Source organism: Ensifer adhaerens, from assembly GCF_000697965.2.
GTDB classification, from domain to species: Bacteria; Pseudomonadota; Alphaproteobacteria; order Rhizobiales; family Rhizobiaceae; genus Ensifer; species Ensifer adhaerens.
This window is the reverse complement of the sequence record NZ_CP015882.1, coordinates 664,539-690,812: the sequence shown is the minus strand read 5'-3', so window position 1 is coordinate 690,812 and position 26,274 is coordinate 664,539. Positions and strand designations below refer to the sequence as shown.

Annotated in this window: 24 protein-coding genes; 12 read left to right on the top strand and 12 right to left on the bottom strand. The window is 59.5% G+C overall.

The genetic code is table 11. From position 1 onward, the window contains the following. The first annotated feature begins 77 nt into the window (after positions 1 to 77). The 3 genes from FA04_RS34725 (at position 78) to FA04_RS36155 (ending at position 2,199) form a co-directional block, all read left to right on the top strand. The gene (locus FA04_RS34725) at positions 78 to 338 is read left to right on the top strand and encodes a DUF982 domain-containing protein (RefSeq protein WP_082936617.1); all 261 of its coding nucleotides are present in this window, start codon (positions 78 to 80) and stop codon (positions 336 to 338) included. 392 nt (positions 339 to 730) lie between these two features. Further along, positions 731 to 1,477, top strand: a complete 747-nt coding sequence (locus FA04_RS36160; RefSeq protein WP_234798885.1) for an adenylate/guanylate cyclase domain-containing protein — start codon at positions 731 to 733, stop codon at positions 1,475 to 1,477. Beyond that, complete coding sequence (locus tag FA04_RS36155; RefSeq protein ID WP_234798884.1) at positions 1,459 to 2,199, top strand: hypothetical protein; 741 nt, start codon at positions 1,459 to 1,461, stop codon at positions 2,197 to 2,199. Before FA04_RS36160 ends, FA04_RS36155 begins: the two co-directional genes overlap by 19 nt. A gap of 547 nt (positions 2,200 to 2,746) precedes the next feature. Here the strand turns inward: FA04_RS36155 and FA04_RS30835 are convergent. The 8 genes from FA04_RS30835 to FA04_RS36145 all read right to left on the bottom strand — a co-directional run bounded on the left by FA04_RS30835 (position 2,747) and on the right by FA04_RS36145 (position 14,028). Further along, positions 2,747 to 3,703 carry a hypothetical protein gene (locus tag FA04_RS30835; RefSeq protein ID WP_143106285.1) on the bottom strand — a complete coding sequence of 319 codons (957 nt, stop codon included), beginning with the start codon at positions 3,701 to 3,703 and terminating at the stop codon, positions 2,747 to 2,749. A gap of 22 nt (positions 3,704 to 3,725) precedes the next feature. Continuing rightward, positions 3,726 to 4,895: a porin gene (locus FA04_RS30830; RefSeq protein WP_034798740.1), complete on the bottom strand. Its 1,170-nt coding sequence runs from the start codon at positions 4,893 to 4,895 to the stop codon at positions 3,726 to 3,728. Positions 4,896 to 5,028: 133 nt separating this feature from the next. Continuing rightward, complete coding sequence (aspT, locus tag FA04_RS30825; RefSeq protein ID WP_034798737.1) at positions 5,029 to 6,720, bottom strand: aspartate-alanine antiporter; 1,692 nt, start codon at positions 6,718 to 6,720, stop codon at positions 5,029 to 5,031. 148 nt (positions 6,721 to 6,868) lie between these two features. Beyond that, positions 6,869 to 9,595, bottom strand: coding sequence for an aminotransferase class I/II-fold pyridoxal phosphate-dependent enzyme (locus FA04_RS30820; RefSeq protein ID WP_034798734.1), 2,727 nt, complete (start codon positions 9,593 to 9,595; stop codon positions 6,869 to 6,871). Positions 9,596 to 9,855: 260 nt separating this feature from the next. Continuing rightward, positions 9,856 to 11,547 (bottom strand): aspartate-alanine antiporter, encoded by a 1,692-nt coding sequence (gene aspT, locus FA04_RS30815; RefSeq protein ID WP_034798732.1) that lies wholly within the window; start codon positions 11,545 to 11,547, stop codon positions 9,856 to 9,858. A 386-nt stretch (positions 11,548 to 11,933) separates the two neighbouring features. Beyond that, positions 11,934 to 12,386: a DUF2721 domain-containing protein gene (locus FA04_RS30810; protein ID WP_034798730.1), complete on the bottom strand. Its 453-nt coding sequence runs from the start codon at positions 12,384 to 12,386 to the stop codon at positions 11,934 to 11,936. Between the two features lie 575 nt (positions 12,387 to 12,961). Next, positions 12,962 to 13,501 (bottom strand): ABC transporter substrate-binding protein, encoded by a 540-nt coding sequence (locus FA04_RS36150; protein ID WP_234798883.1) that lies wholly within the window; start codon positions 13,499 to 13,501, stop codon positions 12,962 to 12,964. Further along, positions 13,498 to 14,028: a TroA family protein gene (locus tag FA04_RS36145; RefSeq protein ID WP_234798882.1), complete on the bottom strand. Its 531-nt coding sequence runs from the start codon at positions 14,026 to 14,028 to the stop codon at positions 13,498 to 13,500. Before FA04_RS36145 ends, FA04_RS36150 begins: the two co-directional genes overlap by 4 nt. A gap of 529 nt (positions 14,029 to 14,557) precedes the next feature. On the opposite strand from FA04_RS36145, the gene FA04_RS30795 reads away from it, so the two are divergent. Further along, the gene (locus FA04_RS30795) at positions 14,558 to 15,559 is read left to right on the top strand and encodes an Lnb N-terminal periplasmic domain-containing protein (protein WP_034798802.1); all 1,002 of its coding nucleotides are present in this window, start codon (positions 14,558 to 14,560) and stop codon (positions 15,557 to 15,559) included. A 286-nt stretch (positions 15,560 to 15,845) separates the two neighbouring features. Here FA04_RS30795 and FA04_RS30790 read toward each other — a convergent pair whose 3' ends face one another. After that, positions 15,846 to 15,992, bottom strand: a complete 147-nt coding sequence (locus tag FA04_RS30790) for a DUF1127 domain-containing protein (RefSeq protein ID WP_064817045.1) — start codon at positions 15,990 to 15,992, stop codon at positions 15,846 to 15,848. Between the two features lie 472 nt (positions 15,993 to 16,464). Between FA04_RS30790 and FA04_RS30785 the strand changes: the two genes are divergently transcribed. From FA04_RS30785 to FA04_RS30750, 8 genes are all read left to right on the top strand, one after another. After that, entirely contained in the window at positions 16,465 to 17,211 is a 747-nt protein-coding gene (locus FA04_RS30785; protein WP_034798725.1) for a GntR family transcriptional regulator, read from the top strand. Positions 17,212 to 17,280: 69 nt separating this feature from the next. Then, positions 17,281 to 17,967: an N-acetylmannosamine-6-phosphate 2-epimerase gene (locus FA04_RS30780; RefSeq protein ID WP_034798722.1), complete on the top strand. Its 687-nt coding sequence runs from the start codon at positions 17,281 to 17,283 to the stop codon at positions 17,965 to 17,967. A gap of 2 nt (positions 17,968 to 17,969) precedes the next feature. Then, entirely contained in the window at positions 17,970 to 18,842 is an 873-nt protein-coding gene (locus tag FA04_RS30775) for an ROK family protein (RefSeq protein WP_051659466.1), read from the top strand. Then, a complete protein-coding gene (locus FA04_RS30770) occupies positions 18,839 to 20,173 on the top strand; it encodes an extracellular solute-binding protein (RefSeq protein ID WP_034798720.1) in 1,335 nt (444 codons plus the stop codon). Before FA04_RS30775 ends, FA04_RS30770 begins: the two co-directional genes overlap by 4 nt. A 248-nt stretch (positions 20,174 to 20,421) precedes the next feature. Next, positions 20,422 to 21,309 (top strand): carbohydrate ABC transporter permease, encoded by an 888-nt coding sequence (locus FA04_RS30765; RefSeq protein ID WP_051659465.1) that lies wholly within the window; start codon positions 20,422 to 20,424, stop codon positions 21,307 to 21,309. After that, complete coding sequence (locus tag FA04_RS30760; RefSeq protein WP_034798718.1) at positions 21,306 to 22,127, top strand: carbohydrate ABC transporter permease; 822 nt, start codon at positions 21,306 to 21,308, stop codon at positions 22,125 to 22,127. Before FA04_RS30765 ends, FA04_RS30760 begins: the two co-directional genes overlap by 4 nt. 17 nt (positions 22,128 to 22,144) lie before the next feature. Next, positions 22,145 to 23,206 carry an ABC transporter ATP-binding protein gene (locus FA04_RS30755; RefSeq protein ID WP_034798716.1) on the top strand — a complete coding sequence of 354 codons (1,062 nt, stop codon included), beginning with the start codon at positions 22,145 to 22,147 and terminating at the stop codon, positions 23,204 to 23,206. 318 nt (positions 23,207 to 23,524) lie between these two features. After that, a complete protein-coding gene (locus FA04_RS30750; RefSeq protein ID WP_060516733.1) occupies positions 23,525 to 23,926 on the top strand; it encodes a hypothetical protein in 402 nt (133 codons plus the stop codon). Positions 23,927 to 24,171: 245 nt separating this feature from the next. On the opposite strand, the gene FA04_RS30745 is transcribed toward FA04_RS30750, so the two are convergent. The 3 genes from FA04_RS30745 to FA04_RS30735 form a co-directional block, all read right to left on the bottom strand. Beyond that, entirely contained in the window at positions 24,172 to 24,411 is a 240-nt protein-coding gene (locus tag FA04_RS30745) for a tautomerase family protein (RefSeq protein WP_034798712.1), read from the bottom strand. 183 nt (positions 24,412 to 24,594) lie between these two features. Then, positions 24,595 to 25,482 carry a branched-chain amino acid ABC transporter permease gene (locus tag FA04_RS30740; RefSeq protein ID WP_176960447.1) on the bottom strand — a complete coding sequence of 296 codons (888 nt, stop codon included), beginning with the start codon at positions 25,480 to 25,482 and terminating at the stop codon, positions 24,595 to 24,597. Positions 25,483 to 25,506: 24 nt separating this feature from the next. Then, positions 25,507 to 26,244: an ABC transporter ATP-binding protein gene (locus tag FA04_RS30735; RefSeq protein ID WP_226020830.1), complete on the bottom strand. Its 738-nt coding sequence runs from the start codon at positions 26,242 to 26,244 to the stop codon at positions 25,507 to 25,509. Positions 26,245 to 26,274: the final 30 nt, after the last annotated feature.

Sequence of the window (26,274 nt, the reverse complement as noted above, 5' to 3'; positions counted from 1 at the left end):
TGTCTCTCAACTACCAAAGCGATGGTTGGAACAATGCTTCCCGCTAGACGTTCTGTGCCGAACCGGAGTCAACGCAAATGCAAACCATCATTTGGGATAATCCTGTCAGGATTGGCGTGAATGGCGAGCGGTGTATCCACGGACCACAGGATGCCCTGCAATATCTGAGTGAGTTGCCCCAGGGCGGATGGTTCTATGAACGCGCAAGGAATCGCTGCCATGGCGCATTAGAGCGCGGCGAAGCGCTGGATCTGTCACGGAAAGCCTTCATTGGCGCAGCGATTGAAGGTTCATTCCCGATCCTCGATGACGACGTTCCTGCTATTCGGGAACCCTGATCACGAGTGACGGCGATTTTGCCCCTCGCCGTCGACGCTAGCTCTTCCCATCGCTCGCGCGAAATTGACCTGAGATCATTGACCACCTGAATATCGGCGAACAGACCGATGAGCAATTGCATGGGCTTTGCCTGGCGGCAAAGGGGGCTTGCATTTCCTGATCGATTTAATCGCGTTCAGATCCAAAGGTGCGGCCAGATAGGGGCATTCGACCCAGGGTGAATCAAAATCGATCACGGCGCCCGTTCCGAATTCGAGTACTTCACGCTTCCAGATCTTTTCGACCAGCACAGTCTCCAAATCAAGAGATGGCCGCAGAGGCGTCGCTGGGCTATTGTTGTTGGGTTCGGTTTGTGTAGCCAAGAGCATTTGGCATCATCAGGGGCGAGGAGATGAGCATCCTCGGAGAACGCAGACTGGCGGCAATCTTCGTTGCCGATATTGTCAGCTATTCACGTCTCGTCGAATTGGACGAGGCGTCAACTCTCGTGGCAGTCACGGACCTGCGCCGGAGACTGTTCGAGCCTCTCTTGGCGCAGCATCATGGGCGTCTCTTCAAGCTGACGGGCGATGGCCTGATCGCCGAATTCGGTTCCGTCGTCGAGGCTGTAGCCTGCGCCGCTGCGGTTCAAAAGCAATTGCCTGATTGGCAGGCGCGAATACCGGCTGAGCGCCGGATTGTCTTGCGTATCGGCATCAATCTTGGCGACGTACTGGTGGATGATCAGGACCTTTTGGGAGACGGTGTCAACGTGGCGGCCCGATTGGAACAGTGTTGCCCGCCAGGCGGTCTCCTTATCTCCGGGACAGTCTACGACCAGCTCTCTGGGAAACTCGACTGTCGGTTCGAGTTCGCGGGCGAGCAGCGTCTGAAGAATATTTCACGGCCGGTGCGGACTTACAGCTTGGTATTCGACAACGTCCTTGAGGGTGCGAAAGTCGCCTGGGCGTCGAGCGATAGACCTACGGTGGCGGTCTTGCCGTTCGAAAACATGAACGGCGATCCCGAACAGGTCTATTTCAGCGACGGTATCAGCGAAGACATAATTACGGAGCTGTCGCGCTTTCGCGAGCTCATGGTCATCGCGCGAAACTCTTCCTTCTCGTTTCGGGGGAAAATGTGGACGCTCGCGAGATAGGGCGTTCGCTCGGGGTTCGATACCTCGTCGAGGGCAGTGTCCGTCGCGCAGGCGAGCGCGTTCGCATCACGGCCCAGCTCATTGATGCTGGAAGCGGTGCCCATTTCTGGGCGGAACGATACGATCGCGCACTGGAGGACGTCTTCGCCCTTCAGGAAGAAATCTCCCAGAGCATTGTCGCAATGGTGGCCCAACGAATTATCCAAGATAGCGAGGTGACAGCCCGGCGACGTCAGCCGGAAGACATTCGGGCCTATGACCTCTTCCTCCAGGGGAATAGATTTTCCGACGTATTCACGCCTGAGGCCCAAGCACGTGCGCAAGCACAATTCGAAGAGGCACTCCAGATCGATCCAGGCTTTGCCCGCGCCCATGCGGGCCTCGCCTGGATTTATCTCAATCGTTCGGTCGAGATGAGCGTCGGAGTACCACGAGAGAAGGACGAGAACCGGATCGAGGCGTTTCACCAGGCCAAAGAAGCACTGGCGAAAGACCCCAACGATGCCCGGGTGCACTCCACCTTCGGATACATGTGCTTGATGTGGCGCGACTTCGAGCGGGCCGAGCGGCATTTGGGCCTTGCCCGGACCCTAAACCCTAACGATCCGCTGATCCAGATTTTCTGGGCCTGGGTCCAATCGTGCATCGGAAAGCCCGAACTGGCTCTGCACGCAGCCGAGATTGCTTTTCGACTCAACCCATGCCACCCCGCCCTGGTATAATTATTATCTTTCGCACATCATGTTTCGGCTCAGGCGCTACCAAGAGGCGGCCAGTCTATTGGAACAACTAATACTGGACGCACCAGGCCGGCGACACCCGCGGTACATGGCTTTGCGCGCGGCTGCCTTCGGTCACTTGGGGCGTCTCGAAGAGGCGCAGCAGTGTGGCAAGGCTTGCATCGCAGCAGTCAGCGCGTTGTGGCAAGGCGATCCGGCTGCCGGCCCAAGCGAACATGTAGATTGGCTCGTGGACGCTTTGTATCTCCAAAGGGCCGAGGATGCAGATCGACTGCGTGAGGGCCTGCGCCTCGCCGGCTTACCGGCTTGAGTATCAAGTCTGGCGATGGCTGGCCCGACCAAAGGAGAGCCTAATCGCCCTGTCAAGGAGCACTTCGCAATTCAGTGGCCGCGGCAATGCCATTCGAGAGCTTCCGCCCGTCACTCGGGTCGGACAGTCCGAGCGATCGAAACTCGCTCCCGGGCTGTGCCTTATTCGACACGCCAGCGAAGCCGGGCGCGTTGCCTGAAACCCGGCTGCGAAGGCCCTCTACCGGCAATCGTCACCATTGCCTTGCGCGACCAATTCACCTTCGCGAAACCTCAAACAGTCGATCGAGCTGCCTGCATTCAGGATGCGGACTCTGTATGGACTGGACATGACGCTGATCATGGTTCCACCCGTTGGCCGCCTGCACTGGTGCGCTGAACCGGTCCACATGCACTCCATCTCTTCGGCGCTTTCAAAAATGGTGTAACCATTTGCCTGAAGTGCACGCTGGACGTTCTCCCGCACGTTTAGTGAGACGGAGTTCTCATTCTCCTCGCGCGGATCGCTCCTTTCGGTCGTGGGTGCCTTTGCCTCCTGCCGTTCGCGTTGCTGTTCCTTGAGGATTGCGATCTCGGCCTTGGCTCGCTCTGCCGCGGCTTCCGCAGCGATCGCCCGCCGCTCCGCCTGCTCCGCCCTTTCGGCTTCGCTTTCAGCGCGTTCAGTTGCTTCACGCTGCGCATTTGTTGCGGCCTCGAGTTCGTTGACACGGCTTGTCTCAACGCCATTGAATATCGCTTCAACCGCAGCCGTTTGCGCCAAACACTCATCGACAAGCGCGGAGACACGGGACCGGGCCTGCATCGGGCTATTCACAAGATCGGCAGAAAACTCCTTCTTCAGGGTTTCGGCATTTTCCTCGGCTTCGGACGTTTCAACCCTGCTGCGCATGAACGCGAGCGCGCCACTCACAGCGTCCCGCGCGTCGGCAAATCCGTCGACATAGCTCTCGTAGCTCCTGCCTGCTTCCAATCGAGCCGCGCAAGACGCAAGCTGAGCGACGATATCTGCCTCTGCGGTTGCGGCCGAAACCGTTTTTGGAACGAGGAACGCGGCAGCAATCAATGCTGTGCAGACACCAGTCCCTGCAGTGGTCAATTCATCACCCATTTGCTCAGATAACGAGATTCTGGAAATAAGCGGCGGAAGAAGGAAGCGGCGCGAAAGATCATGGACCAATCTTGCTTCGCCGGTTTGTTCCTTAAAACTTTATTCTGGCGCCACCCAACACAGCGAAGCTATCTTGAAGATCGGCGGTCTCCTGGTCGAGCGAATAGGTCCGGGCTCCAAGGTAGAGTTCCGTCTGTAGATAGTCGAGGTTCTGGACAATCTGCGCGCCGAAGGAATCGCTCTTGCTGCCCCTGCCCGCGATGTCCTTGCCAAAATAGGCGTCGACCGAAAACGCGGTTTTGCCGACATCGAAGATATCCGCCTGATAGCCGATCTTTACGTAGCCGTAGCGTCCATCAACCGTCTCCTTGTCCGAGTAGCCCGCTGCAAGGGTGAGGCTGAGCCCGGTATCGAGATGCAGGACCGAAACGGACGCATCGTATATCGAGTTGCCATCGCCGGGCCTTGAAACGGCAAGTGCAGCTGCGACCTTGAAAGCGTCGTAGGTCTCATTGTATCGAACCGCCGCGTCCCAGACGGTGACGTCGGTTTCCTCCGGAACGACTTGTGTTCCGACCGACGTCGCAAAGCTGAAGCCGCCAAAGGCCGGGGTGTCGTAGCGGACGCGCAGCTTGCGGCTAAGGCCGTCATAGTTGGTGAACGCGTCCTTTACGCGGACCGTCGACAGCGTACCGTCGGAGTTTCGGAAAAACGGTCCGCCGGCCATATCCGACACCAGCGAGTAACCAACAACGTCCGTGCCGGACAAATCCACCTCGGCGGTCGTATCCGACGCCATGCTGCCCTGGCCGAACCAGAATTTGCCGTAGTCCTTCGAATTTAGATAGATTTCCGCCTTGCGCAGCAGATCGGTCCCCCAGTCGAAGTGATCCTCGTTCAACTGGTTCACATTGGTTGTCGAGTAAGGGTTCCACTCCCATTCGAGATTGGCCCCGAAAGACCAGTCGTTTTCCATGAGGCTGTAGATGCGAAAGCCCGCGCGTGACGACGAGTTCCCATTGTCGGCCGGAAAATAGTTATCCGTTTGCCCGCCGTCATCGTAGCTCAGCAGGCCCTTGTTGATCTGACCGTAGAATTCGAAATAAGCATTGTCGTCGCCGAGCCGCAGCTTCGGTATCCAATGCTCGGCTTCCTTGCTGGCCTGCGCCGGCTTTGCTGGCTCCTGGGCCGAAGCAGGTGCCGCAACCCCCAGTGCCACGCTGAAAAGTGCGGGTGAGACTACGTGTAATACATGCCGCATCAAAAGCACCTTTCAGTCACGGGCGATTCGCCTTGTCGGTCCGCAGTCAGTATTCGCCACTTTACTTTAGAAGTCTGTTGCAAATTCTCGTCGTGCACTTGTTTTGCCGCTGATCGATTAGATTATTGGCTTCTTATCCGGCGATGATACCCACGATCACCGTCCCCCATGTGGTGAGCAGTATATGGCCGATAGGCACTGCAGGCGTGTAACCAAGGACTGCTACCGAGCTCCCCGACCTGTCCTGGACGGCGGCCATGCCGGCCGTCATGGTCTGCGCGCCGGCTAGTCCACCCAACAACAGTATGGGGTTCATGCCAAGCACGTAGCGTCCAAAGTAAAGGCCTACGATCAATGGAACCATTGTGACGATGATGCCGCCGACCAGGAGCCCGACACCCGCTTCCGCGATAGCGGGGCCAAATACCGGACCTGCATGAAGGCCAGTCATCGCGACGAAGGCGGCAAGACCAAGCGCGGTCATGAGTGACACCGCAGCATCCGGTATGCGACCAAAAAGTGGAAAGCGCGTGCGCAGGTGCCCCACCACCAATCCGGCGAGGAGTGTGCCCACACTGGTGCTCAGCGAAATCCTCATGTCTCCGATGGGAAACGTGACGAGAACGCCGACAAGTCCGCCCAGGAAGATCGCAAGGCCGAGGACCAGGAAGTCCGTTGCAGTGGCCGGCGCGACCACGACACCAATGCGCTTGGCGGCGCTCACCACGACCGGTTCCGGGCCGACGAGGCGAAGGATATCCCCGCGCTGCATTGTGATCCCTGGCGCAAGAGGAATGTCCTGGCCGCCACGACTGATCGTTCGCAGATAGAGGCTTCTTGTCCAGCCTTCTGTCGCCACATCCGCAATGCTTCGGCCATTAAGTTCAGGGCTCGTCAGCAACACGTCGGTCACCGATATCGGCACGTCCAACAGCTCACGATCCTCGACTTCCTCGGAGCGCTGACCAAGGACGGTGACCAGCACCTCTCGTGTTCCGGACACCGCAACGATATCGCCAGGTTCAATCACAAGCTCGGGAGCGGCCTCAAGGATTAAGCCCCCGCGTCGCAGGCGTTGAATGAATAGTCGATGCTCCGGAAATGTTGCCTCGGCATCAACGACCGATCGACCGGCGATCGGCGCGCCCTCCGCTATCCGGTAGGCGCGAATTTCGAACCTGTGCCAGGCGGACGCGACCCCGGTGGCCTTTCGGGTTATCCCGTATTCTTTCTCAAGTTTTAGCGCCTCGGCGACGAGGTCGATGCCAAGCAATTTTGGACCGACAACGCTGCAAAACAGGATGACGCCAACAGCGCCGAAAACGTAGCAAACAGCGTCGGCCACGGCGATGTGGGCGACAAACCGTGCGCGATCCGCCTCGGGCAGCGGCAAGGCGTTGATCGCTTCGGTGGCAGTGCCCATTGCCGGACTCTCAGTGAGCGCGCCCGACAAAAGCCCGGCTCCAAAACCAGGGTCCAAGCCAAGGATTTTCGCGACCACGACGGCTGTGCCCAGCCCGGTCACACAGACGACCACCGCAAGCAGGACAGGCTTCATGCCGTCCCGTTTCAAGGCCTGCAAGAACTGCGGCCCGACTGAGTAGCCGATACCGAAAAGAAACAGGAGAAAAAGCAGCGACTTCGCCATCCCGGCAATCGGAACATCGGCGAACTGACCGATGAGGATACCGGCGAACAACGAGCCGGTGACCGGACCCAGACTGAAACCTCCGAACTTGAGGCCTCCGATCAGGTACCCGATGCTGATTGCAAGGAATACGGCAAGCTCAGGATACTTGACCAGGAATTGCTCGATCCAAATCATGACCAGACGAAGTCCCTCCCACCTCAATCAAGGGCCAAGGCACCTTTACCGCCGACCCCAAACGTTCATGCAAACCGGCAATCCATGCAAAGCATTGGGGGTCGAGTTCGTCCGGATAGCAGCCCGCGGACCCGTGGAAGCTCCGGCACTACCGTGCTTTCGCCGATCGTTTCGCCTTGGCCGCAACTGCATCAGGTTTGACCAGCTTCAGACCCCTTGCCTTCTCGTAGCCATGGATCTCCTTCACATCCAGCTTCCGCATGAAGTCGATCGTCTCCTGCGTCAGGACCTGACCCGGCACCATGATAGGGAACCCCGGGGGATAGGGGATGACGAAGTTGGCCGAGACCATTTCCGGACCTTCCTTCAGCCGCTTGTCGCACTCGGCTCCGATCAGCGGTACGTATTCGCAGACCGAAGCATCATAGGCGTGGAAGAAGGCGGCTCGCATGTCGCCTTCGGGCGACGTGCGTCCCGCGTCACCGCGATACAACGCGTGGAAGTGACTGAAATTTGGAAGGTCCGGCACATCCGTCATCAGCGACTTTACCCGTGCAGCGAAGGCAGCCCGCTCGCCCTCGCCGCCATCGGCAAGCCGTTTTTCGATACCACGGCAGATCTCGACCAGGACGCGAACGAGATGCGCGATATCACTGCGGGTATTGTTGATGTTGGACTGCAAAAGCACGCTGTTTCGCGACGTCTTGTTCAGCTGGATATCGTACTCGTTGGCCAGCAGCCCCTTGAATTGGGTTCCGTCAAAGCCAGCCGTTCCACATACCAGCGTCATACGCGTGGGATCGAGGTAGAATTCGTCTTCGTTCATGGCTTTCACCGCCGTGGCCCAGGTCGCACCCGGTGCCAGGTAGTCCTTGAACCCTGACTGGCGATACTGCGCAGGGATCATCTCATCCGCACCGAGAACGCGGAAATACTTCGAAATCAGCGGATGTTCGTTGATCGCCCGACGGATCTTGAGAGCGATCTCGATCGCGTTCATCACCAACCCATACCCATCGAGCTCCATCTGCCGGCGTGCAACGTCGAGACTGGCGATCAGCTGCTGGTTCGGACTTGTCGAGGCATGGGTGAACACCGCCTCGTGGAACTGGGCTTCGACGGTATGAAAATCGACATCCTTGACGAGCAACATTGAGCCTTGCCGGATCGCTGACATCGATTTGTGCGTCGAATTGGTCTGATAGACCCGAAGGCGAACAAGACGCGGATCGGGAAGTAGGCGTGCGGCGAGCAGCGCTTCGTCGGACGGCTCATCGCCAAGGTCCGCACGCTGCTTTTCGTAGGCACTGACCGACGCCGGATCCTGCAACCAGCTTTCGATATCCGCTGCTGCCCCCATGGCCGTGCGTGGCCGCAGGAAGGGTGAAAATCGGGCAAATCCGGACCACGCTTCATCCCAGAGGAAGATGAGGTCCGGCTTGATGGCGAGACACTCCTCCATCACGCGCCTGACGTTATACATGTGCCCGTCGAAGGTGCAGTTGGTGAGGTCGAGCAGTTTCAGCCGGTCCAGACGCCCTTCCGCCCTTAACGTCAAAAGCGCTCGCTTGATCGTCGCAAGCGGCACGGCGCCGTACATCGAGTACTCGGTCATCGGGAACGCTTCGACATAGTAGGGCTGCGCGCCGGTCAGCACCATGCCGTAGTGATGCGACTTGTGGCAGTTGCGATCGACTACCGCAATGTCGCCGGGCGCCAGAAGGGCCTGCACGGCCATCTTGTTGGAGGTGGAGGTGCCGTTCGTCACAAAGAAGACGTGGTCAGCGCCAAAGGCACGTGCCGCCAGCTCCTGAGAGCGTTTGATCGTACCTGTGGGCTCCAAAAGGCTATCGAGACCACCCGTCGTCGCACTGCTTTCCGCAAGGAACAGATTGAGCCCATAGAATTCGCCCATGTCGCGGATCCAGTCAGACTTGAAGACGGATTTGCCGCGCGCGATGGGGAGCGCATGAAATGTACCGATGGGCCGTCGCGCATATTTCTTAAGATTGTCGAAGAAGGGCGTTTCATAGCGTGCCTGCACCCCTTCGAGGATCGCGAGATGCATCTCCAGCGGCTCCTCCACCGCGTAAAACACGCGCCGCACCGCATCCGCCGTCGGATCTCCGGCGATCTTTTCGACTTGCCGGTCGGAAAGCAGATAGACGTCGAGTTCGGGCCGGATGCGCTTCAAGCCGCGCGCCAGGCGAAGCGCCGACATGTCTGGTCCCTCGGTTTCTCCCAGCGGATCAAGCACCGATCGAAGCACAGGCGCGTCGTGCCGTGAGCGGTAAGGAAAACCTTCAGCGAGCACGATAGCGATAATATCGGGGTTCAGGGCGGCCGCGCAGAACGCATCCTCGAAGGACCCGACCAGCACCGGCTCGTAAATGAAACCGTCCTCTGGCCGGCGCAGCCTCCTAATCTCTGCGGCGAATGCCTCCCAACGCGTGGCCGGCTGACTGTTGACGAACAGAACTTCGAAATAGGGCCGGCGCCCGCGAGCCTCTCCGGTTCCCGGCGGCATGATATCGGTCACTTCGGCTCCTGACATTTCGTCATGCACGTCCCATTCACTTTGGCGGCCGCGATAGGAATGGCTGAGCAGCCCATTGGAGATGCGTCGTGCAAGCCTTGCCGCTCCACCGGCATCGTCGGTGGCAATACGCTCTGCCAGAACCGAAAGCAGCCGTCTGCCCGGATAGGCGTAGTATTCCTCCGCCGGTGCCACAGCAGAAATCGCCGCTTCCAGGGCAGCCCGCGCGCCGCGATTGGCGGCCCAGGCGTCTGCCAGCGTCGTGATCTCACGCCAATTGTCGGCGCGTGCCGAATGGATGAGCAGAAACTGATCTACTTGTGCGGTCTTGTTCGGCATAGCGCGCTCCCAACTCGGCTCGTATGGGCTACCCGCGGCCACCGATCTGCGGTTTTCGTCAGTGGTCGCGGCTATTATTATCGACGCAATAAATGGGACGAAGCAGTCTCAAGAAAGGGTCTCGGATCCCGCTGGCCAGGGCTTCGAAAGACGAACCATCCCGGTCCGATAAGAAGCCGCCTACTGGAAAAGATGCGAGATACATGCCTGTAGTCGAAGGGACGCGGCACCTCCGCATCCCCATTTAACCCGGAGATGCGCTAGGTCATCATCATCACGAGCACCATGCCCCAGATCGTCAACAGGGTGTTGCCGACGGCATAGGTCACAGTATAGCCGAGGCCTGGTATCTGGCTCTTGGCGCGATCGTTGATCATCCCGAGCGAGGCAGTCGTGGTGCGCGCGCCGGAACAGCATCCCAACAGAATAGCAGGGTGGAACCGGAACACATATTTTCCGACATACATTGCCAGCACGAGCGGGACGGTCGTTGCGAATATGCCCCAAAGGAACAGGCTGAAGCCAAGCTGCTGCAAGCCAGCTACAAATCCTGGACCCGAGGAAATACCGACCACCGCGATGAAAACGTTGAGACCGACGGAGTTCATGAACCAGACCGTCGATGTCGGTATTCGTCCGAATTTCGGCCGCACGGAGCGGAGCCAGCCGAAGAAAAGCCCGGATATCAATGCGCCTCCAGACGTGGACAGGGTAAACGGCACATCGCCGACCTTGTAGACGAGCGCACCGAGCAAGCCACCGATGGCAATTGCGGCGCCGATGAAGGCGACATCGGCAATGTCACTCGGCCGGTCGGCCACACCCAGGGCTTTGGCGGCAGCCGCGGTGTCCTGCGTTCGCCCGACGATCGTCAGGATATCGCCGCGGTGGACTTGCGTGTTCGGAAGGATCGGAATTTCCGTCGCCGTAGCGCCACGGGCGATCCGGCGCAGGAACACGCCACGGGACGTTGGCCATTGTGCCAGTTCCGCCAGCGTCTTGCCGTTCGCCTCCTTGGTTGTGACAAGAACATCGACCCCTTCGACCGGCACGGCCAGCAACTCGCGGTCGTCGACTTCCTCTGCCGTTTGACCGATCACGCTTACCAGCACTTCGCGCCGCCCGGCCACGGCAACGACGTCGCCTGCCTGGATCACCGTGTCTGCCGTAGCATCCTCGATCTTTCCCCCGCGACGAATACGTTCAATGAAAATCCGCTGCTCAGGGATCATCGATTCGGCTTCACGTGCCGTCTTGCCGACGACCGGCCCGCCCTCGCGGACCCGATAGGCGCGCAACTCGTAGTGGTGCCAAGCGGTTCCAGCGCCCCCCGCTTCCTTCTTGCCACCCTGCTCGGCCTCGTAGCGTTTGCATTCCGCCTCCAGGTCGATACCCATGAGCGCAGGACCGATCAACGCCAGCACGATGGCCGATCCGATCGTTCCGAAAATATAGGTGACGGCATAGGCGACCGGCATGGCGTCCAGAAGACGTTTGGTTTCTTCCGGCGCCAAACCAAGGCGATTGATGGCATCCGTTCCCAATCCCATCGACGCCGAGATGGTCTGCGAGCCTGCATAGAGCCCCAGCGCGGAACCCACATCATAACCGGCTATCTTGGCAGCGATATATGGCGCTCCCAGGCAAAAGACACACACAACCGCCGCGAACAACGCTTGCGGGAGGCCATCCTTCGCGATGCCCCGAACGAATTGCGGCCCGACGCCGTAGCCGATCGCAAACAGGAACATCAGAAAGAACGTGGCCTTGAGCGGCGGCGAAATGGTGATCCCGAGTTGACCGATGATGACGGCAGCGATCAGCGTCGCAGTCACCGCACCGAGGCCAAGGCCTTTGTAGGTGAATGAACCGAAGTAGTATCCCAGCGCCAATGAGAGAAAGATTGCAATTTCAGGATATGTGCGAAGCGTGCTTACGAACCAGTCGATCATAATAACATCCCCAAAACGTGGTAATCGGGACAAAATCAGACTAAGCGCTCATCGCTATTTACGCGAGAATACACCCATGCCCACCCGTTACAAGACATTATTTGTTTATAGTAATACTAGTATGAAAAACGCCGCGGTAACCGCCAGAACGAAGGACATCTTACGCTCTTTGTGCCCGTTCATGCATTCCTGGAGGAAACTGTTAGATGGCCTTGATCCGGGGGCGGCCCTGTCGCTCTATTAGCAGTCTGCGACTCTGCGGAAGAAACCAGAGGCGATCGAAACCTTAAATGCTCCGGTTAGAAGCCGCAGGTCGGTCCAACGGTCGCCTGCGCGTCCCCGAGATCTGGCTGCGAAGGCTTCCTGTGAACCTTTGGACTGTCCGATCAATCGCGTTCCGGGGTGGTTTCGTCCATCCGTATCTGGCGCAACATGCTGCGCCCAGCAATAAGCATCTCGACAAGGAATGCGACAAGCGATCCGATAAGCGACAGGATCGCACCGCCGAAGAACCAGAAGAGATTTTCTTCACGAAACCCGAACTGAAGCGCACCGGCGAGTAGATTGAGGATTGCCCATCCAGTGCAGATCGCGGCAAACGTCCCGAGTGCGACAGCTATTTCCAGGGCAAGCGTACGGCGGCGCAGATAGTCCAACTGCGTGCGTCGCCCGCCCCCTCGCTCACCTTTTTCCTGTATCGCATTGAGCCGATCGGAAACCCTGCCAAGACGCATCTCGTAGACACCGACGAAACCTGCCGTACCAGCGAGGAGAAATACCGGCGCCAGAGCAGTTTGGACAATAGAGGCAAGATCCGTGACGATTGCTGGTGTTTGCATGTGTGCTCTCAACAACTTTCGCGCAATAGAACATTAGCAATCTGTAGCGGCCTCCCCAAAAGGCAAATCACTATAAGCGGGCTCGGGGGGGCGGTCACTTACGATTGAAGGCCAAAATGGCCGCAGCCACTCCAGGGCAAATTCACCCTTTCGTGTGCTCGTGAAAAGAACAGGAAGCACGACCTTTGTTACGTCAAAAGAAGCGGAGAAGGCCAAAGGCAAGCACGGCCTGCCAGAACATTTGACAGAAAATCTTGCACCAGCTGAGAAGCTCGTTGCCAGCGCCGGCGGCGCCCTGAAGAGGAACGACGTCAACACGAACTACGCGGCCTGGCCGTGAGCCACCTGCACTTTTGGGTACGTGCGCCAATAGGGACCGCGTCTTGGTCCTTTAAGTCAGCAGTTCACCCATGGAGAGCCTGCGAAACGCGAGGCAGACATTGGCGACAAGCGCCTCCTTTTTGGGGCCACGGTCTGGGTAGCGGGTCATGTTGTCCTTGTGCATGAAGACGTAGCCGCCGCGCGCCGTCGTCGTCGGGTACTGCCAGATCCAGTCCGCAGGCTACAGGTCGCCCTTACTGGAAGAGCTCGGCATATCTGCTCGCAGGCGCATTGCTTTCAGTTTCAAGGATCGCAGCGACCTGGTCGTCTTTCAGTTCGGCGCCGTAAATGAGCTTGTAGTTGTCGAGGATCTGCTTCTTGAAGGTGGGAGCAAAATCGGCCCCATGGGCGACCGCCGCCAGCCATTCCGATGTCAGGAAGATTTCCGGCGCATCGGGGGTGCTGGCAAAGATCGGCTGCTTGTATACGCGCTTCTCCTTCACGGCCTTCAGGCTGGCAAGGACCGGGTTGTTGAACAAATCCTTGGGGTTGAGGTCGGTCGCATAGGCGGGAATGATGATGATGTCCGGGTTCCAGACGAGCAACTGTTCAAAATCGACGGTTCGCCACCATTCACCGGTTTTATCCGCCGCCGGGTTGGTGACGCCGCTGAGGGAAAGATCCTGCGAGCCATTGGCGATGACTTGGATCTGGTCGGCGACGTTGTCGATGTGAAGGACAGACGGAAGCGCCGACTTGTCGAGCTTGGCAACCTTTTCATTGAGGGCCTTCAACGTTTCGGACTGTGCTTCAGGATTGCCTGGGCGCGGTCGTTGCGGCCGGTCATGTAGCCACTGAGCGTGACATAGTCGAGCCGGTCCTGCTCGGAGCAGCATTGCCAGCCGACGAGAGTGAGCCCCACCCGCTCCAGCGGTTCGATAAGCTTCTCGTCATGGGTCCACTGGATCACCACGTCGGGTTTTTCCGCAAGGATCGCCTCGACATTCGGTACGAAGCCATCCTGGGCGGCACTGGCATTGATTTTGGCCATTTCCGGGAGCATCTCGGCATAGATGCCGCTGGTAAAGTACCTCACCAGCGAATCCTTGTTCATGCCGACGATGCGATCGGCCTTTTCGTCCACGGCACGATAGATGATCGGCGCCGAGCGAACTGTCGTCACGACGCGTTCCGGCGGTTTTGCAAACATGACCTTCTTGCCGCGGTGGTCGAGGAAGGCCGTTTCGGTCGACGCCGCGGCCGGCAGAAACGCCGATAGGGACAGTACCAGTGCAGTGAATGTCTTGAGGCGGCTTGACATATACGCTCCATCGCAAGGTCGGTAGGTTCGGACCAAGTTCTGCCAGTCAAGTTATCGCGCCGTGTCCAGCGCTCCGTAAATTTTTAGGGAGATTCGCCAGAAGATGCTGCTGCACCGGACGAATAGCGCGGTCTGCCTCCAGGCACCAAGGCAGTTTAGTAAACCGCATCGGTCGCGCGAAGATGCCGAGCCAGTCTACGGTTGGCGGCAGTTGACGATTTCCGGAGGTCTTCCCCGTCAATAATTGACGGTTCCCTCCTCACCGCGGCTGCAACGCGCTCGTGCGGAATGTAACCGTTACGTTCTTCAGTAGCACGATATATTCGACATAATGCTGACGAAGAGCGAACCTGGGGAAATACTGTGTGGTTTAAGCGGCTCTTGAAATGGGCCAATCGAGAATGTGACGAGAGGAGTCAAACATGAGCAAGCGGCAGCCCAAACAAAGCGGCTGGCAAACTACGCGGGACCTGAAGTGTTGAGGAATCCAGGTTGGAACAAGCAAAGGAGTGGCTGGAGTCGCTGGGCTCTGGTTGTTCTGACTGTTCCGCCGGCGATTCTGCTAGCCGTGGCAGCCGCCTGGGCCTCGCTTGCATTATGGTATCGTCTTCCCGTTTCCGAATTCACAAGAGGTTTTATCGCCGGACTCTTTGCACTTGTCGGGCTTTTGACGGTCGCCGCGCTGTTTGGCCGCTGGCGTCTCAAAGCTCTCCTGGTATTTGCAGTTGCGTTCGCAGTTGTCTTGATTTGGTGGAGGACGATCAAACCCGTCGAAGACGGTTCGTGGGCACCTGATGTTGCACGACAGGTTACAGGCGAATTTCACGGCGACCTGCTGACACTAACCAATGTTCGCAACTTCGAATGGCACAGCAGCACGGAATTCGTCGAACGGTGGACCACGCGGACCTACGATATGAGGAAGCTCCGAACAGTCGACCTGTTCATGTCCTATTGGGCGGGGCCAGAGATTGCCCATGTAATATTCAGCTTTGGATTTGAAGGCGGCGAGCAGCTCCCGTGGTCGGTCGAAGTCCGTCGGCGGGTTGGCGGCGCGTTCTCGCCGCTCGCAGATTTGTTCAAGAGCAATCCTTTGGTGATCATCGCAGCCGACGAACGGGACGTGGTGGGCGTCCGGTCAAATTTCCGCAGCGAGGATGTTCAAATCTATCGCCTGAAGGCGTCACCTGACCAGGCGCGTGCGCTTCTGCGCGAGTATGTTACAGACGCCAACGCTCTTGCCACAACGCCGCTCTTCTACAACTCGCTTACGACCAACTGCACGACGACGGTTGTCAAGATGATGCGCGTTGTAGGAGACTCGATCCCGTTCGACTGGCGTCTCATCGTCAACGGGTATCTTCCCGACTACGCTTATGATCGGGGGGCGGTCGATACGTCAGTGTCGCTCGCAGAACTCAGAAATGCCAGTCATATCGGCCAACGTGCTCGGGACGACGGGTTGTCGCCAAATTTCTCAAAGGCAATAAGACTCGGCGTGCCTTCGCCAGTGCCGCAGGGCTCGCCTTGAAGACGGCGAACGGTCATCAGGGAGCTCATCAGCAATCCGCAACAGCCTGTTTCATTCTTCGCTACGTGCGCATGTCAGTCTTCTGATGGAGTTTCTTCCCCGAGCCAACTGGGCGTGAGCCTTGCCCCGCCTTCCCCGGCGGGGTTTTCTTTTGGACGATTTTGCGGGGCGCGCCAGCCTGGAACATATGGTGTTCCCTACGCCCCAACAAACTCCATGACCTCAAAAGCAAAAGCGCCCGCAGGAGATGCAGGCGCTTGGCAATTCTTCAGTCTTTAAGATCGCCTTAGCGGGCGAAGGCCGTACGTGCGACGCGGTCGATGTCGGCGCGTTCGATGCCGAGGTCGCGAAGTTCGCGGTTCGACATGCGGCCCAGTTCGGTGACCGTCTGACGGTACTTGCGCCAGTTGTTGATGGAGCGTGCGATGTTCATTTGATCCCCCTTTCAATGGGCTTTCGAAGCCTGGCTGCCAGTCCGTGGCGCCTCGTTTCGCTTCGATGAACACCTTATAGCTCAGGCTTTCCGTAAGTTGCAGCGCTGAAAACTCAGCGCTCCCATGTGGGAAATGCATAGGCGGTCGCCAGCCGACGGTTCAGCTGCGATGGCCATGAACCATCATGAGAGCTGTGCGTTACATGTCAGATCGTGAGGTAAAGAACATGGCGCGAACTTTTAGAAGCCAAAGCCACCGGGCGAACCTACTCCATCTTGCACTCGCGGTGCTCGCAATGCTGTTCATCGCAGCGATAGTGGCACTGCTTTAGGCTCGTGCAGGACGCCATTTGCCGCCACGGATCGGCGCCACACATTGGCCCGGCATGTGTCGCTGAGGCCGATTACGACAATACCAGTTTAAAACCTATGAAAAATTTTGCATAAGGGGTCATCCGGAAAGGTGATCCCCATGAACGATCAGACAACGCTCGAGTTTCTTGCCAGCCAAATGTCGGGCGACAGCGGCGAGCCGCTCTATCGCCGCCTTGAAGAGGCGATCAAACAGGCCATCAGCGCCTCGACACTCCGCCGCGGTTCGGTCATCCCCAGCGAGCGGGACTTGAGCGAGGGCCTTTCGATTTCGCGCGTGACGGTGCGCAAGGCGATCGAAGGGCTCGTCGCTGATGGCCTGCTTGACCGCCGCCAGGGGGCAAAGACCGTTGTTTCATCACGTGTCGAGAAATCCCTGGCCACGATGACGAGCTTCTCCGAAGATATGCGCTCGCGCGGGCTGGAACCCGGTTGCACCTGGATCTCACGTGAAATCAGCCGCCCGTCACCCGCTGAAATGATGGCGCTTGGCATTCCGGCGGGAGAAAAAATCGTACGCCTTAGACGATTGAGGACGGCCAACGACACGCCGATCGCGATCGAAACGGCATCGCTTCCCGCCCGCTTTGTGCCGGATCCGGACGCCATCGGCGCGTCCTTGTACGAATATCTCGCAGCCCACGGCGCTTTGCCTGTCCGGGCACTGCAGCGCATGCAGGCAAAGCCTGCAAGCGATGAAGAGCGACGCCTGCTCGCAACGCCCGAAGACACGAGCCTGCTCGTCATGGAGCGGCGCTGTTTCCTGGCCGATGGGCAAATTGTCGAATTCACCCAGACCAAGTACCGGGGTGACGTCTACGACTTCGTTATCGAGCTGATGAGGTAATACCAGTATAATTCCTGTTGCAATCTGGTCTTACACTGTTACCGTGAGGCCTCCATTGGGAGAGCCTGCGTGACCTTCGACATCCATAGCCTCAAGCACGGTCTGATCGTTTCTTGCCAACCGGTGAAAGGCGGCGTCATGGACAATGCCGCCATGGTTGTCGGTTTCGCCTTGGCCGCGCTCGACGGCGGCGCAACCGCCCTTCGCATCGAGTCTGCAGACTATGTTCGCGCCGTGCGCCAGGCGACCGATCGGCCAATTATCGGCCTCGTCAAACGCGACCTGGAGACATCGCCGATCCGCATCACCCCCTTTGTCGAGGACGTCGATGCTCTGGCGGCAGCCGGCGCCGATATCATCGCCTATGATGCCACTGCTCGCGAACGGCCGGTTGCGACCAGGACGCTGATCGAGCGCATTCACGCCGGCGGCAAGATCGCCATGGCGGATTGCTCTGTTTTCGCCGACGCCGAGCGCGCGCTTGCCGAAGGTGCCGAGATCGTCGGCTCAACCCTTGCTGGCTACACCGGACCGGTCGAGCCGACGGAGCCGGACTTCGCGCTCATCGCCGCCATGCGCGGCCTCACCCCTCACGTGGTTGCCGAAGGCTGTGTGCGCACGCCCGAACAGGCCGCTCAGGCGCTGCAGGCGGGGGCCTTCACTGTCGTCGTCGGTTCCGCGATCACGCGTCCCGAACATGTGACGGCGTGGTTCCGGCAGGCGCTCGATCAAACGCTTGCCGGAAGCGAGGCTTGATCATGACTGAGCCCCGGACCGTTCTTTCGATCGATGTCGGCGGCACGAAGATGCTGGCTGCCCTTATCCGGGGAACAGAGATCGTCGACACGCACCGGATGCCGACGCCCCGCCAAGGCGACCCGACCCAGTGGCTCGCCGCACTCTTCGGTGCGATCGCGTCCTGGCGCGGTGCGTACGGCTCGGTCGGCGCCGCGGTCACTGGCATTGTCGATAACGGCCAATGGTCAGCGCTCAACCGCAACACACTCGCCATACCTGATCGGTTTCCGCTGACAGCGACGATCGAACGACTGGCTGACGTGCCGGTACTGGCTGCAAACGACGCCCATGCGGCCGCCTGGGGTGAATACGCCTTTGGCGCAGGCAACCGCGAAGACATGGTCTTCCTGACGATCTCCACCGGCATCGGCGGCGGCATCGTCCTGAACGGGCGTCTGCTCGAGGGCCTCGCCGGACACTTCGGCCAATCGCGTAGTGCCGAATGGGCTGATGATGTGCTCGAAGATCGCGTGTCCGGCCACTGGATCGCCAGGGAGGCATCCCCCCACCAATCCGGCGCCACCGCGCGCGACGTCTTTGCCGCGGCCCGAAATGCCGATGACTGGGCCAGGCGCATCATCGAAACATCCGCGGGGCGAACCGCGCTGCTCTGCCGCAACATCCAGCTCACGTTGGACCCGAAACGCATCGTCATCGGCGGCAGCATCGGCCTGGCCGAAGGCTATCTCGCCGCCGTCGAACGCGCACTGGAACCGGTGCCGCCACGCCTTCGACCATCGCTACACGCCGCCGCCCTTGGGGAGAATGCAGGGGTGATCGGCGTTGCTAATCTTGCAGAGTGTCAACAAAACTTGAGGGAGAACCAAAAATGACATTTGCGACAACGAAAAGACGTGCGCTGCTCGCCGCAGCGGGTATTGCGAGCCTGCTGGCGGCCACGCCGGCCCTTGCGGAAGTAACGGTGCTCGGCTGGCCGGGCGGCCCGGAAGAAACGGCACTGCGGGCTGCCGCCGACGCCTACAACGCCAAGTCAGACGTTGCCGAGAACGACAAGGTCGAACTTCTGTTCTTCAACCGAGACGGCTTCTGGGACAAGCTGCAGGCCGATCTCGCCGCTGGCTCGAAGGCCTTCGACCTCAACCTGCTCGCTACCTATTCGATCGGCCGTTACGCGCCGTTCATGGAGCCGGTCGAACTTTCGGGCGAAGCCAAGGCGGTCTATGGCGATTCCGTACTGTCGACCATGCAGTACCAGGGCAAGCAATATGGCGTGCCAACCGATCTCTCGCTTCACTTCATGTATTTCCGCAAGGACCTGATCGAGGCCCTGCTGAAAGATGACGCCGGCAAGGCGAAATATGCCGAGATCTCGGAGAAGTATCTCGGCAAGAAGCTGGAGCCCAAGATCCCGGACGAGTGGACCTGGGACGATTACGCCGCCACCGCGCTCTACTTCACTCAGGCGGTCAACCCGGACAGCCCGACCCGCTACGGCACGGTGCTGCAGCTCAAGAACCTTCTCTTCAACATCATGGTCTGGCAGTCGGTACCACGCGCCTATGGTGCGAACTGGATGGACGACAGCGGCAAGATCACCGTGAACTCCGATGCCTATCGAAAGGGCCTCGAGATCTACAAGCTGCTCTACGACAATGGCGCATCACCGAAGGACTCACTGTCTTACGAATTTGCCGAGGCGAATGCCGCCTTTGCGTCTGGCCAAGTGGCCGCAATGCTGCAATGGAATGCGGCAGCCGGCGACCTGACGAGCAAGGAGAAATCCCCTGCTGTGGCAGACGTGACCGAAACGGTCGCACCACCTGCAGGTCCTCAAGGGCGCTTCACCCATATCCACGGCCTCGGTTTCGGCCTCAACAAGAATGCCGAAAACAAGGAGGGTGCGGCCAAGTTCGTGAAGTGGCTGTCTTCCAAGGAAGCCGCGCTGATCTACGCCAAAAACAACGGCGCACCAGCCCTGACGCCGGAAGTGGTCGTCGAGGTCGCCGATTCCCGGCCTGATCTCGTCAAGCTCGGCGAATTCGCCGGCAAGTACGGTTACGTCATGAACGGTGCTACGTCAGCCAAGGCGCTCTCGGTCTACGAACTGCAGGCCAAGGAGTTCACCGGCTACTGGTCCGGCCAGCAATCGATCGAGGATGCGCTCGCTAGCACCGAAAAGGGCATGGCAGACCTGCTGAAGTAAGTGAAAGGGTTGCGGCGTCCACCAGGAAGGCCGCAGCCCTCAACGACAAGCGGGTACCGGGGAATCTTTCTCCACCCCACTTGCCAGTGCTCCGCACGGGATCCAGGTGCGCCGCGTCCGCGGTGCCAAAGAGCCATCCAGCTCAAGGATTTGGGCTGGCTAGATCTCCTGTAACAGGCACTGGGAAGTGGACCGAGGAAACACCTTGCGTCCCCTTGCCCGACCGACAACAGACACAGATCGGTGCCATGACGATAGCCAGACCGCAATCCAATGCCCCTGAGTTCCGGCTGCTCGCCACGCCGCTCGTCCTCTTCCTGCTCGTTTTCCTGGGCTTCCCGGCCCTCGTCAATCTGATCTATTCGGTCTCCGAGGTCTCCTTCGAGACGCTACGCCAGCCGACGTTTACCGGGCTCAAGAACTTTCTCTCGGTCTGGAGCGATGCGGCTTTCTGGCAGGCGAGCTGGTTCTCGCTGCGCTTCGGCCTCTTGACCGCTATTCTCGAATGCCTGCTCGGGCTGTCGCTGGCGATCTTCCTGTCGCCGCTCATCGAAAAACGGAGCTGGCTGATGGCGATCCTGATGCTGCCGCTCATGGTCGCGCCGGCACTGGTCGGCCTGATGTACCGCCTTGTCTTGCACGAATTCGTCGGGCCGGTACCTTATTATCTCTGGACCTATTTCGGCGCCAGCATCTCGTTCCTTGGGCCCGGCTCCGCCTTCTGGACCCTGGTCGTCGTTGAGACGTTGCAGTGGACACCATTCACGCTGCTGCTTTTCTACATGGCTTATCAGGCGATCCCTTCCGAGATTGCCGAAGCATCCGCAATGGACGGGGCGCGAAGCCTGCAGCGCCTGTGGTTCATCGAACTGCCGATGATGGGCCCTACGATCGCGGCCGCGTTGCTTATCCGCTTCATCGACGGCTTCCGGGTCTTTGACAACGTCTATGTGTTGACCGGGAGCGGTCCCGGCGGATCGACGGCATCGCTGTCGATCTACATCTATGAGGCCTTCTTCAAGCAGGGCGCCATCGGCAAGGCGGTTGCCGCCTCAGTCGTCCTGTTCGTCGCCTCCTTCGCCGTGCTTTATGGCCTCAATGCTCTCGCCAGCCGGCGGAAAGGAGCCAAGCGATGATGTCAGTACTCCGTTGGTTCGTGTTCGCTGTTGCCGCCATCGGCTTGAACTTTCCGGTGCTGGTGACGCTTTCCACCTCGTTCAAGAGTGCGCGCGAGCTTTCCGGCAACCCCGGTCTCTGGGTCCAGGCCCCGACATTTGAGAACTACCGCGCCGTGTTCGAGGTCTCCGATCGGCTGAACATCTTCCTCTATCTGTTCAACAGCCTTGCTGTGGCGCTGATGGGAACGGTACTTGCCGTGGCGCTGGCGCTCCCCGCAGCCTACGCGATTGCCCGCGGCAAGATTGGCGAACGCACACTCCTGCCCTTTATTGTCAACCTGCGCGCCGTGCCGCTGATCATCTTCGCCATCCCGCTCTACATGATGTTCCAGTGGCTTGCGCTGCTTGATACGCGCCTGGGGCTGGGGCTGATCCTGACGATCGTCAACCTGCCGCTTGCGCTCGTCATCCTCGTCAACGCCATCCGTGACCTGCCCGCGGAACTCGACGAGGCTGCCCTCATGGATGGTGCAAACCGCACGCAGATCCTCATCAAGGTCGTGATGCCGCTCTGCCGGCCGGCGATCGTCACCAGCCTGATCTTCGGCTTCATCACCGCGTGGAACGAATTCCTCTTCGGCCTGATGCTGACGACCTCGAAGGCAGTTCCGGTCACGGTCGGCGCATCCTTCTTTTTTGCCGCAAGCGGCGGCGGTGTGCAGTGGGGCGTAGCATCGGCAGTGATGGTCGTCGGCGCTTTGCCGCCAATGCTGCTCGGCCTCGTGATGTACCGCCAGATCAGTGGATCGATGACCGCCGGCGCGGTCAAGGGTTGATATTCCAGGAGACACGCATGGGAACGATTTCGCTCAGGAAAGCCGGAAAGCGCTACGGCGCAGTTGAGATCATCCGGGAGCTCGACCTTGAGATCGCCGACGGTGAATTCGTCGTCATCGTCGGGCCCTCCGGCTGCGGCAAGTCAACGCTGTTGCGCATGATCGCGGGTCTCGAGGCAACGACCGACGGCCAGATTTTGATCAATGGGCGGGATGCGACGTCCGCTTCGCCGGTCGATCGTCAGCTCGCCATGGTCTTCCAGTCCTATGCGCTCTATCCGCACATGACGGTGCGGCAGAACATGGGCTTCGGCCTGAGGCTCGCCAAGGTGCCGTCGGCGACCGCAAGAGCCAAGATCGAGGCAGCGGCGGAAACGCTGAAGCTCACGCCCCTTCTGGACCGCTATCCGAAGGAGCTCTCGGGCGGCCAGCGCCAGCGAGTCGCAATCGGGCGGGCAATTGTGCGCGAGCCGGTCGGCTTTCTCTTTGACGAGCCGCTTTCAAACCTCGATGCGGCGCTGCGCGTCGATATGCGACTTGAGATCGCCAAGCTGCATCGCACGCTTGGCGCCACCATGATCTATGTGACCCATGACCAGGTGGAGGCGATGACGCTGGCCGACCGGATCGTCGTGATGAAGGACGGGCGGATCATGCAGCAGGGTAGCCCGAGAGACCTCTACGAAAAGCCGGCGAACCTTTTCGTCGCGCAGTTCATCGGCAGCCCAAAGATGAACCTCCTGCCATGCCGGCGCGACCAGGGCGGCCGCCTCGACCTGAGCGGCGAAGGCGATCTAGCGCTTCCCATGCCAGGGACGGTCGAACCCGAGAAACTGGGCGCAAGGCCCGAGCACTTGGCGCTGGTTGCTCCGGAAACTGGGCATTGCCGCGGCGTCATCGAGGCGAGCGAGTATCTCGGCGGCAATATGAGCGTCTTCGTTCGCGCCGGCCGGCTCGGCCTGATCAATGTCAGCGCACCGGCCGACACACCTTTCCGCGTTGGCGAAGCCGTCGGGATCCGGATCGACGAGAGCCGGTCCTCGCTGTTCGATGGTACGGGCGCAGCAATTGGTGCCTGACACTGGGGGATCCCTCGAAGGCCTTTGAGCTAGGCAGGCGCTCAAGCGATCGGCAGCGTTCAGATGGCAAAAATCGGTTCATTGGCCGATTTCACATCAAACGCTGTGGACCCTGGCAGGCGAAAGAAAAGCCTTCGATTGACCCAACAGCAAGCATGCACATTGGGGAACAGTTAAAACTTGTAGGTCGGACAGCCGACCGTGCGATTTCACATAGATACCCAGCAATCATGAGCGATAATGGTACCGAATGCCGACGAGCAACAGGGTCGTCCTGGCCGGGATGGCCCAGCGAAGTGCTCGTCGCTGTAGCGCTGAATGAAAGCCGATGAAATGTCGCGAAAGTATCTAGCACTCCAGGCCGACGGCGCCGTTGGAAAGATGGAGTTGAACCAAGAGATCGCGGCCGCGCTCGAAAGGTTGCCGGATGATCCTTCGCTCTACTTCGATCTTGGAGAAGCACATCTGCTTATTCCGCTCGAGCAGCTTGTTAACGCGCGAATGCGCGAACGAGGCATCATCAGCGCGAACCGCTATATGCTTGCGTCGGCGCGCGGCAAGCAGGAGAAGCGAAAACCCCTCACTGTACACGCCCTTGGCAACGGGCTGTGGCTCGTGGTGGACGGGAATTCAACGCTGCTCAATGCTCGTCATTCCAATTGGCGGGCTGTACCTTGCACCACGGTTGATAAACCGACGTGGGATCCGAGCTCAGCCTGACGATCACAAGTGCAGACGTAGATCCGGGTCGCGGGGTTGGCGCCTACGGAGCCAGCGCAGGTGCCTGGTGCGCCACCCCATCCTGAATAGCGCGTTCTTCCGCTGGCAGCGCCAGCAGATGAATGAACATTGGACACTCCAATCCTGTCAGCACAGCATGCCGGGCAAAGTGGCCGTGTGGCCGAGGCGAGCGGGGTTTGCATGGCACCCCCGCTTCATTCAAAAACGCCCTCGGCGATCACCCCCTACGACTGTGAGAGAGCCCCGTAACCCGGCCGTTTATAGAGCGTGCTTTCGTTCGCCACGATTTCCGGGTCGTAGACACTCGCATCCCACTCCGCCGGATCCACTTCCAAGATGGAAACGGAAAGCGAAGCGTCGCTTGAGCCTAGGATGGTTTTCGCAGCTTCGACCACTTTCGCGGCGAATTCCTGTTTCTGCTCCTCGGAGCGGCCAAGGAACATCTTTACGACTATGTGCGGCATTTCCATTCCATTCGTTGATACCAAGTGCCATGACGGGAAGACGACAGGGCCCAAGGGCAAGCCGCAAATCCTGCCGACCTCGACGAGCCCACAAGGTGATTGCGGACGATCAATGCCAACTCATTGCCATTGCTTGCGTCTACACTGACCCTATCATCCCGATACCAGGTGCTTTCGCGAACATCAAAGCTTGATGACGGTCTTCTTTGCAAGCAACCCCTGCGGAGCAAAGAGCAGAACCCCGATGACGAGCAGGATAGTGAAGGCGTCGCGGTAGCTGAGCAGGCTTTCCGGCAGATAGGCTTGCAAGAACACTTCGATGAAGCCGAGCAGAAAGCCGCCGGCGACAGCGCCGGAGAGGCTGCCGAGCCCACCGATAATTGCGGCGATAAAGGCTTTGAGCACTGGCAGGAAGCCCATCAACGGATCGACACTGCCGCGCTGGGCCACCCAGAGGATGCCGGCGACGCCGGCAAGCAGGCCGGAGATCGCAAAGGCGGTAGCGACCACCGCATTGGCGCGGATACCCATCAGCCGAACGATAGCGAAATCTTCGGATGCAGCACGCATGGCACGACCGAGCACGGTCGTGCGAAGGAAGAGGTTCAGGCCGACCAGCATGATGATCGTGACGAGGATCGACGTTCCCTGAATGAGGCCCAGATGCAGGCCGCCGATCTCGATCGTGCCAGAAAAGCTTTCGGGCATCGGCACCGGCTTCGGACGGGCGGAAATGAAGTTCTGGAAGATCACGCGCAGGATCGCGCTAACGGCAAAGCTCGTTAGAAGCAGCGTCGTGCCACTGGCGCCGCGCACCGGCCGAAAGGCGATGCGCTCCATCAGCATGGCAAGCACGATGGCGATCAAAAGAGCCGCGCAGACAGCGAGCGGAAACGGCAGGCCCAGCAACAGGGCAAAGCAGAGGCCGTAGCCGGCAGCCGTCATCAGTTCGCCATGGGCGAAATTGATGAGCCCCATGATCGAGAAGACGACCGCAAGGCCAAGCGCCAGAAGCGCATAAGTGCCGCCGAGGCTGAGCGCATTGACGAGTTGCTGCAGGAACATATCCATGAATTGACCCTCCACGCGCTCGGCTCAGGCGCCGAGATAGGCGCCCTGGATTTCGGTTGAATTGCGCAGTTCGGCGGCCGTGCCCGAAAGCACGACCCGGCCATTGGCCATGACGTAGCCCGCGTCAGCAATCTCGAGCGACAGAGAGACGTTCTGCTCGACCAGGAGGATCGTCAGGCCCTTTTGTCTCAGCCCGGCGATCAGGTCGAAGATCAGATCCACCACCTGCGGCGCCAGGCCGAGCGAGGGCTCGTCGAGCAGCAACAAGTCAGGCGACGACATCATCGAGCGGGCGATCGCGAGCATCTGCTGTTCGCCCCCTGAGAGCGAGCCGGCCTTCTGGGTGAGGCGTTCTTTCAGGATCGGGAATCGCGAGAGCATGTCTTCGCGCACCTCTGATATCGCGCCGCGCGCCTTGTGCATGGCGCCGCCGAGCAGCAGGTGTTCGTCGACGGTGAGGCTCGGGAAGATGCGCCGTCCCTCGGGCGTCAAGGTCATTCCGAGCCGGACAATCTGTTCCGGCGCGAGGCCGGAAACATCCCGGCCGTTGAAAGACACACGTCCGGCCTTCTTTCCCGCCAGACCGACAAGCGCGTTCAGCGTCGAGCTCTTGCCAGCGCCGTTGGCGCCGAGCAACGTCACGATCTGCCCTTTGCCGACGGCGAGATCAACACCCTTCAGGGCTTCGACCGCACCATAGGCGACCTTAAGGCCGCTCACTTCCAGAAGCGGCTTCAGAACGGGAATTTCACTCATCATCATCGGGCAAAGTCCTTGCCGTGGATTGCAAAG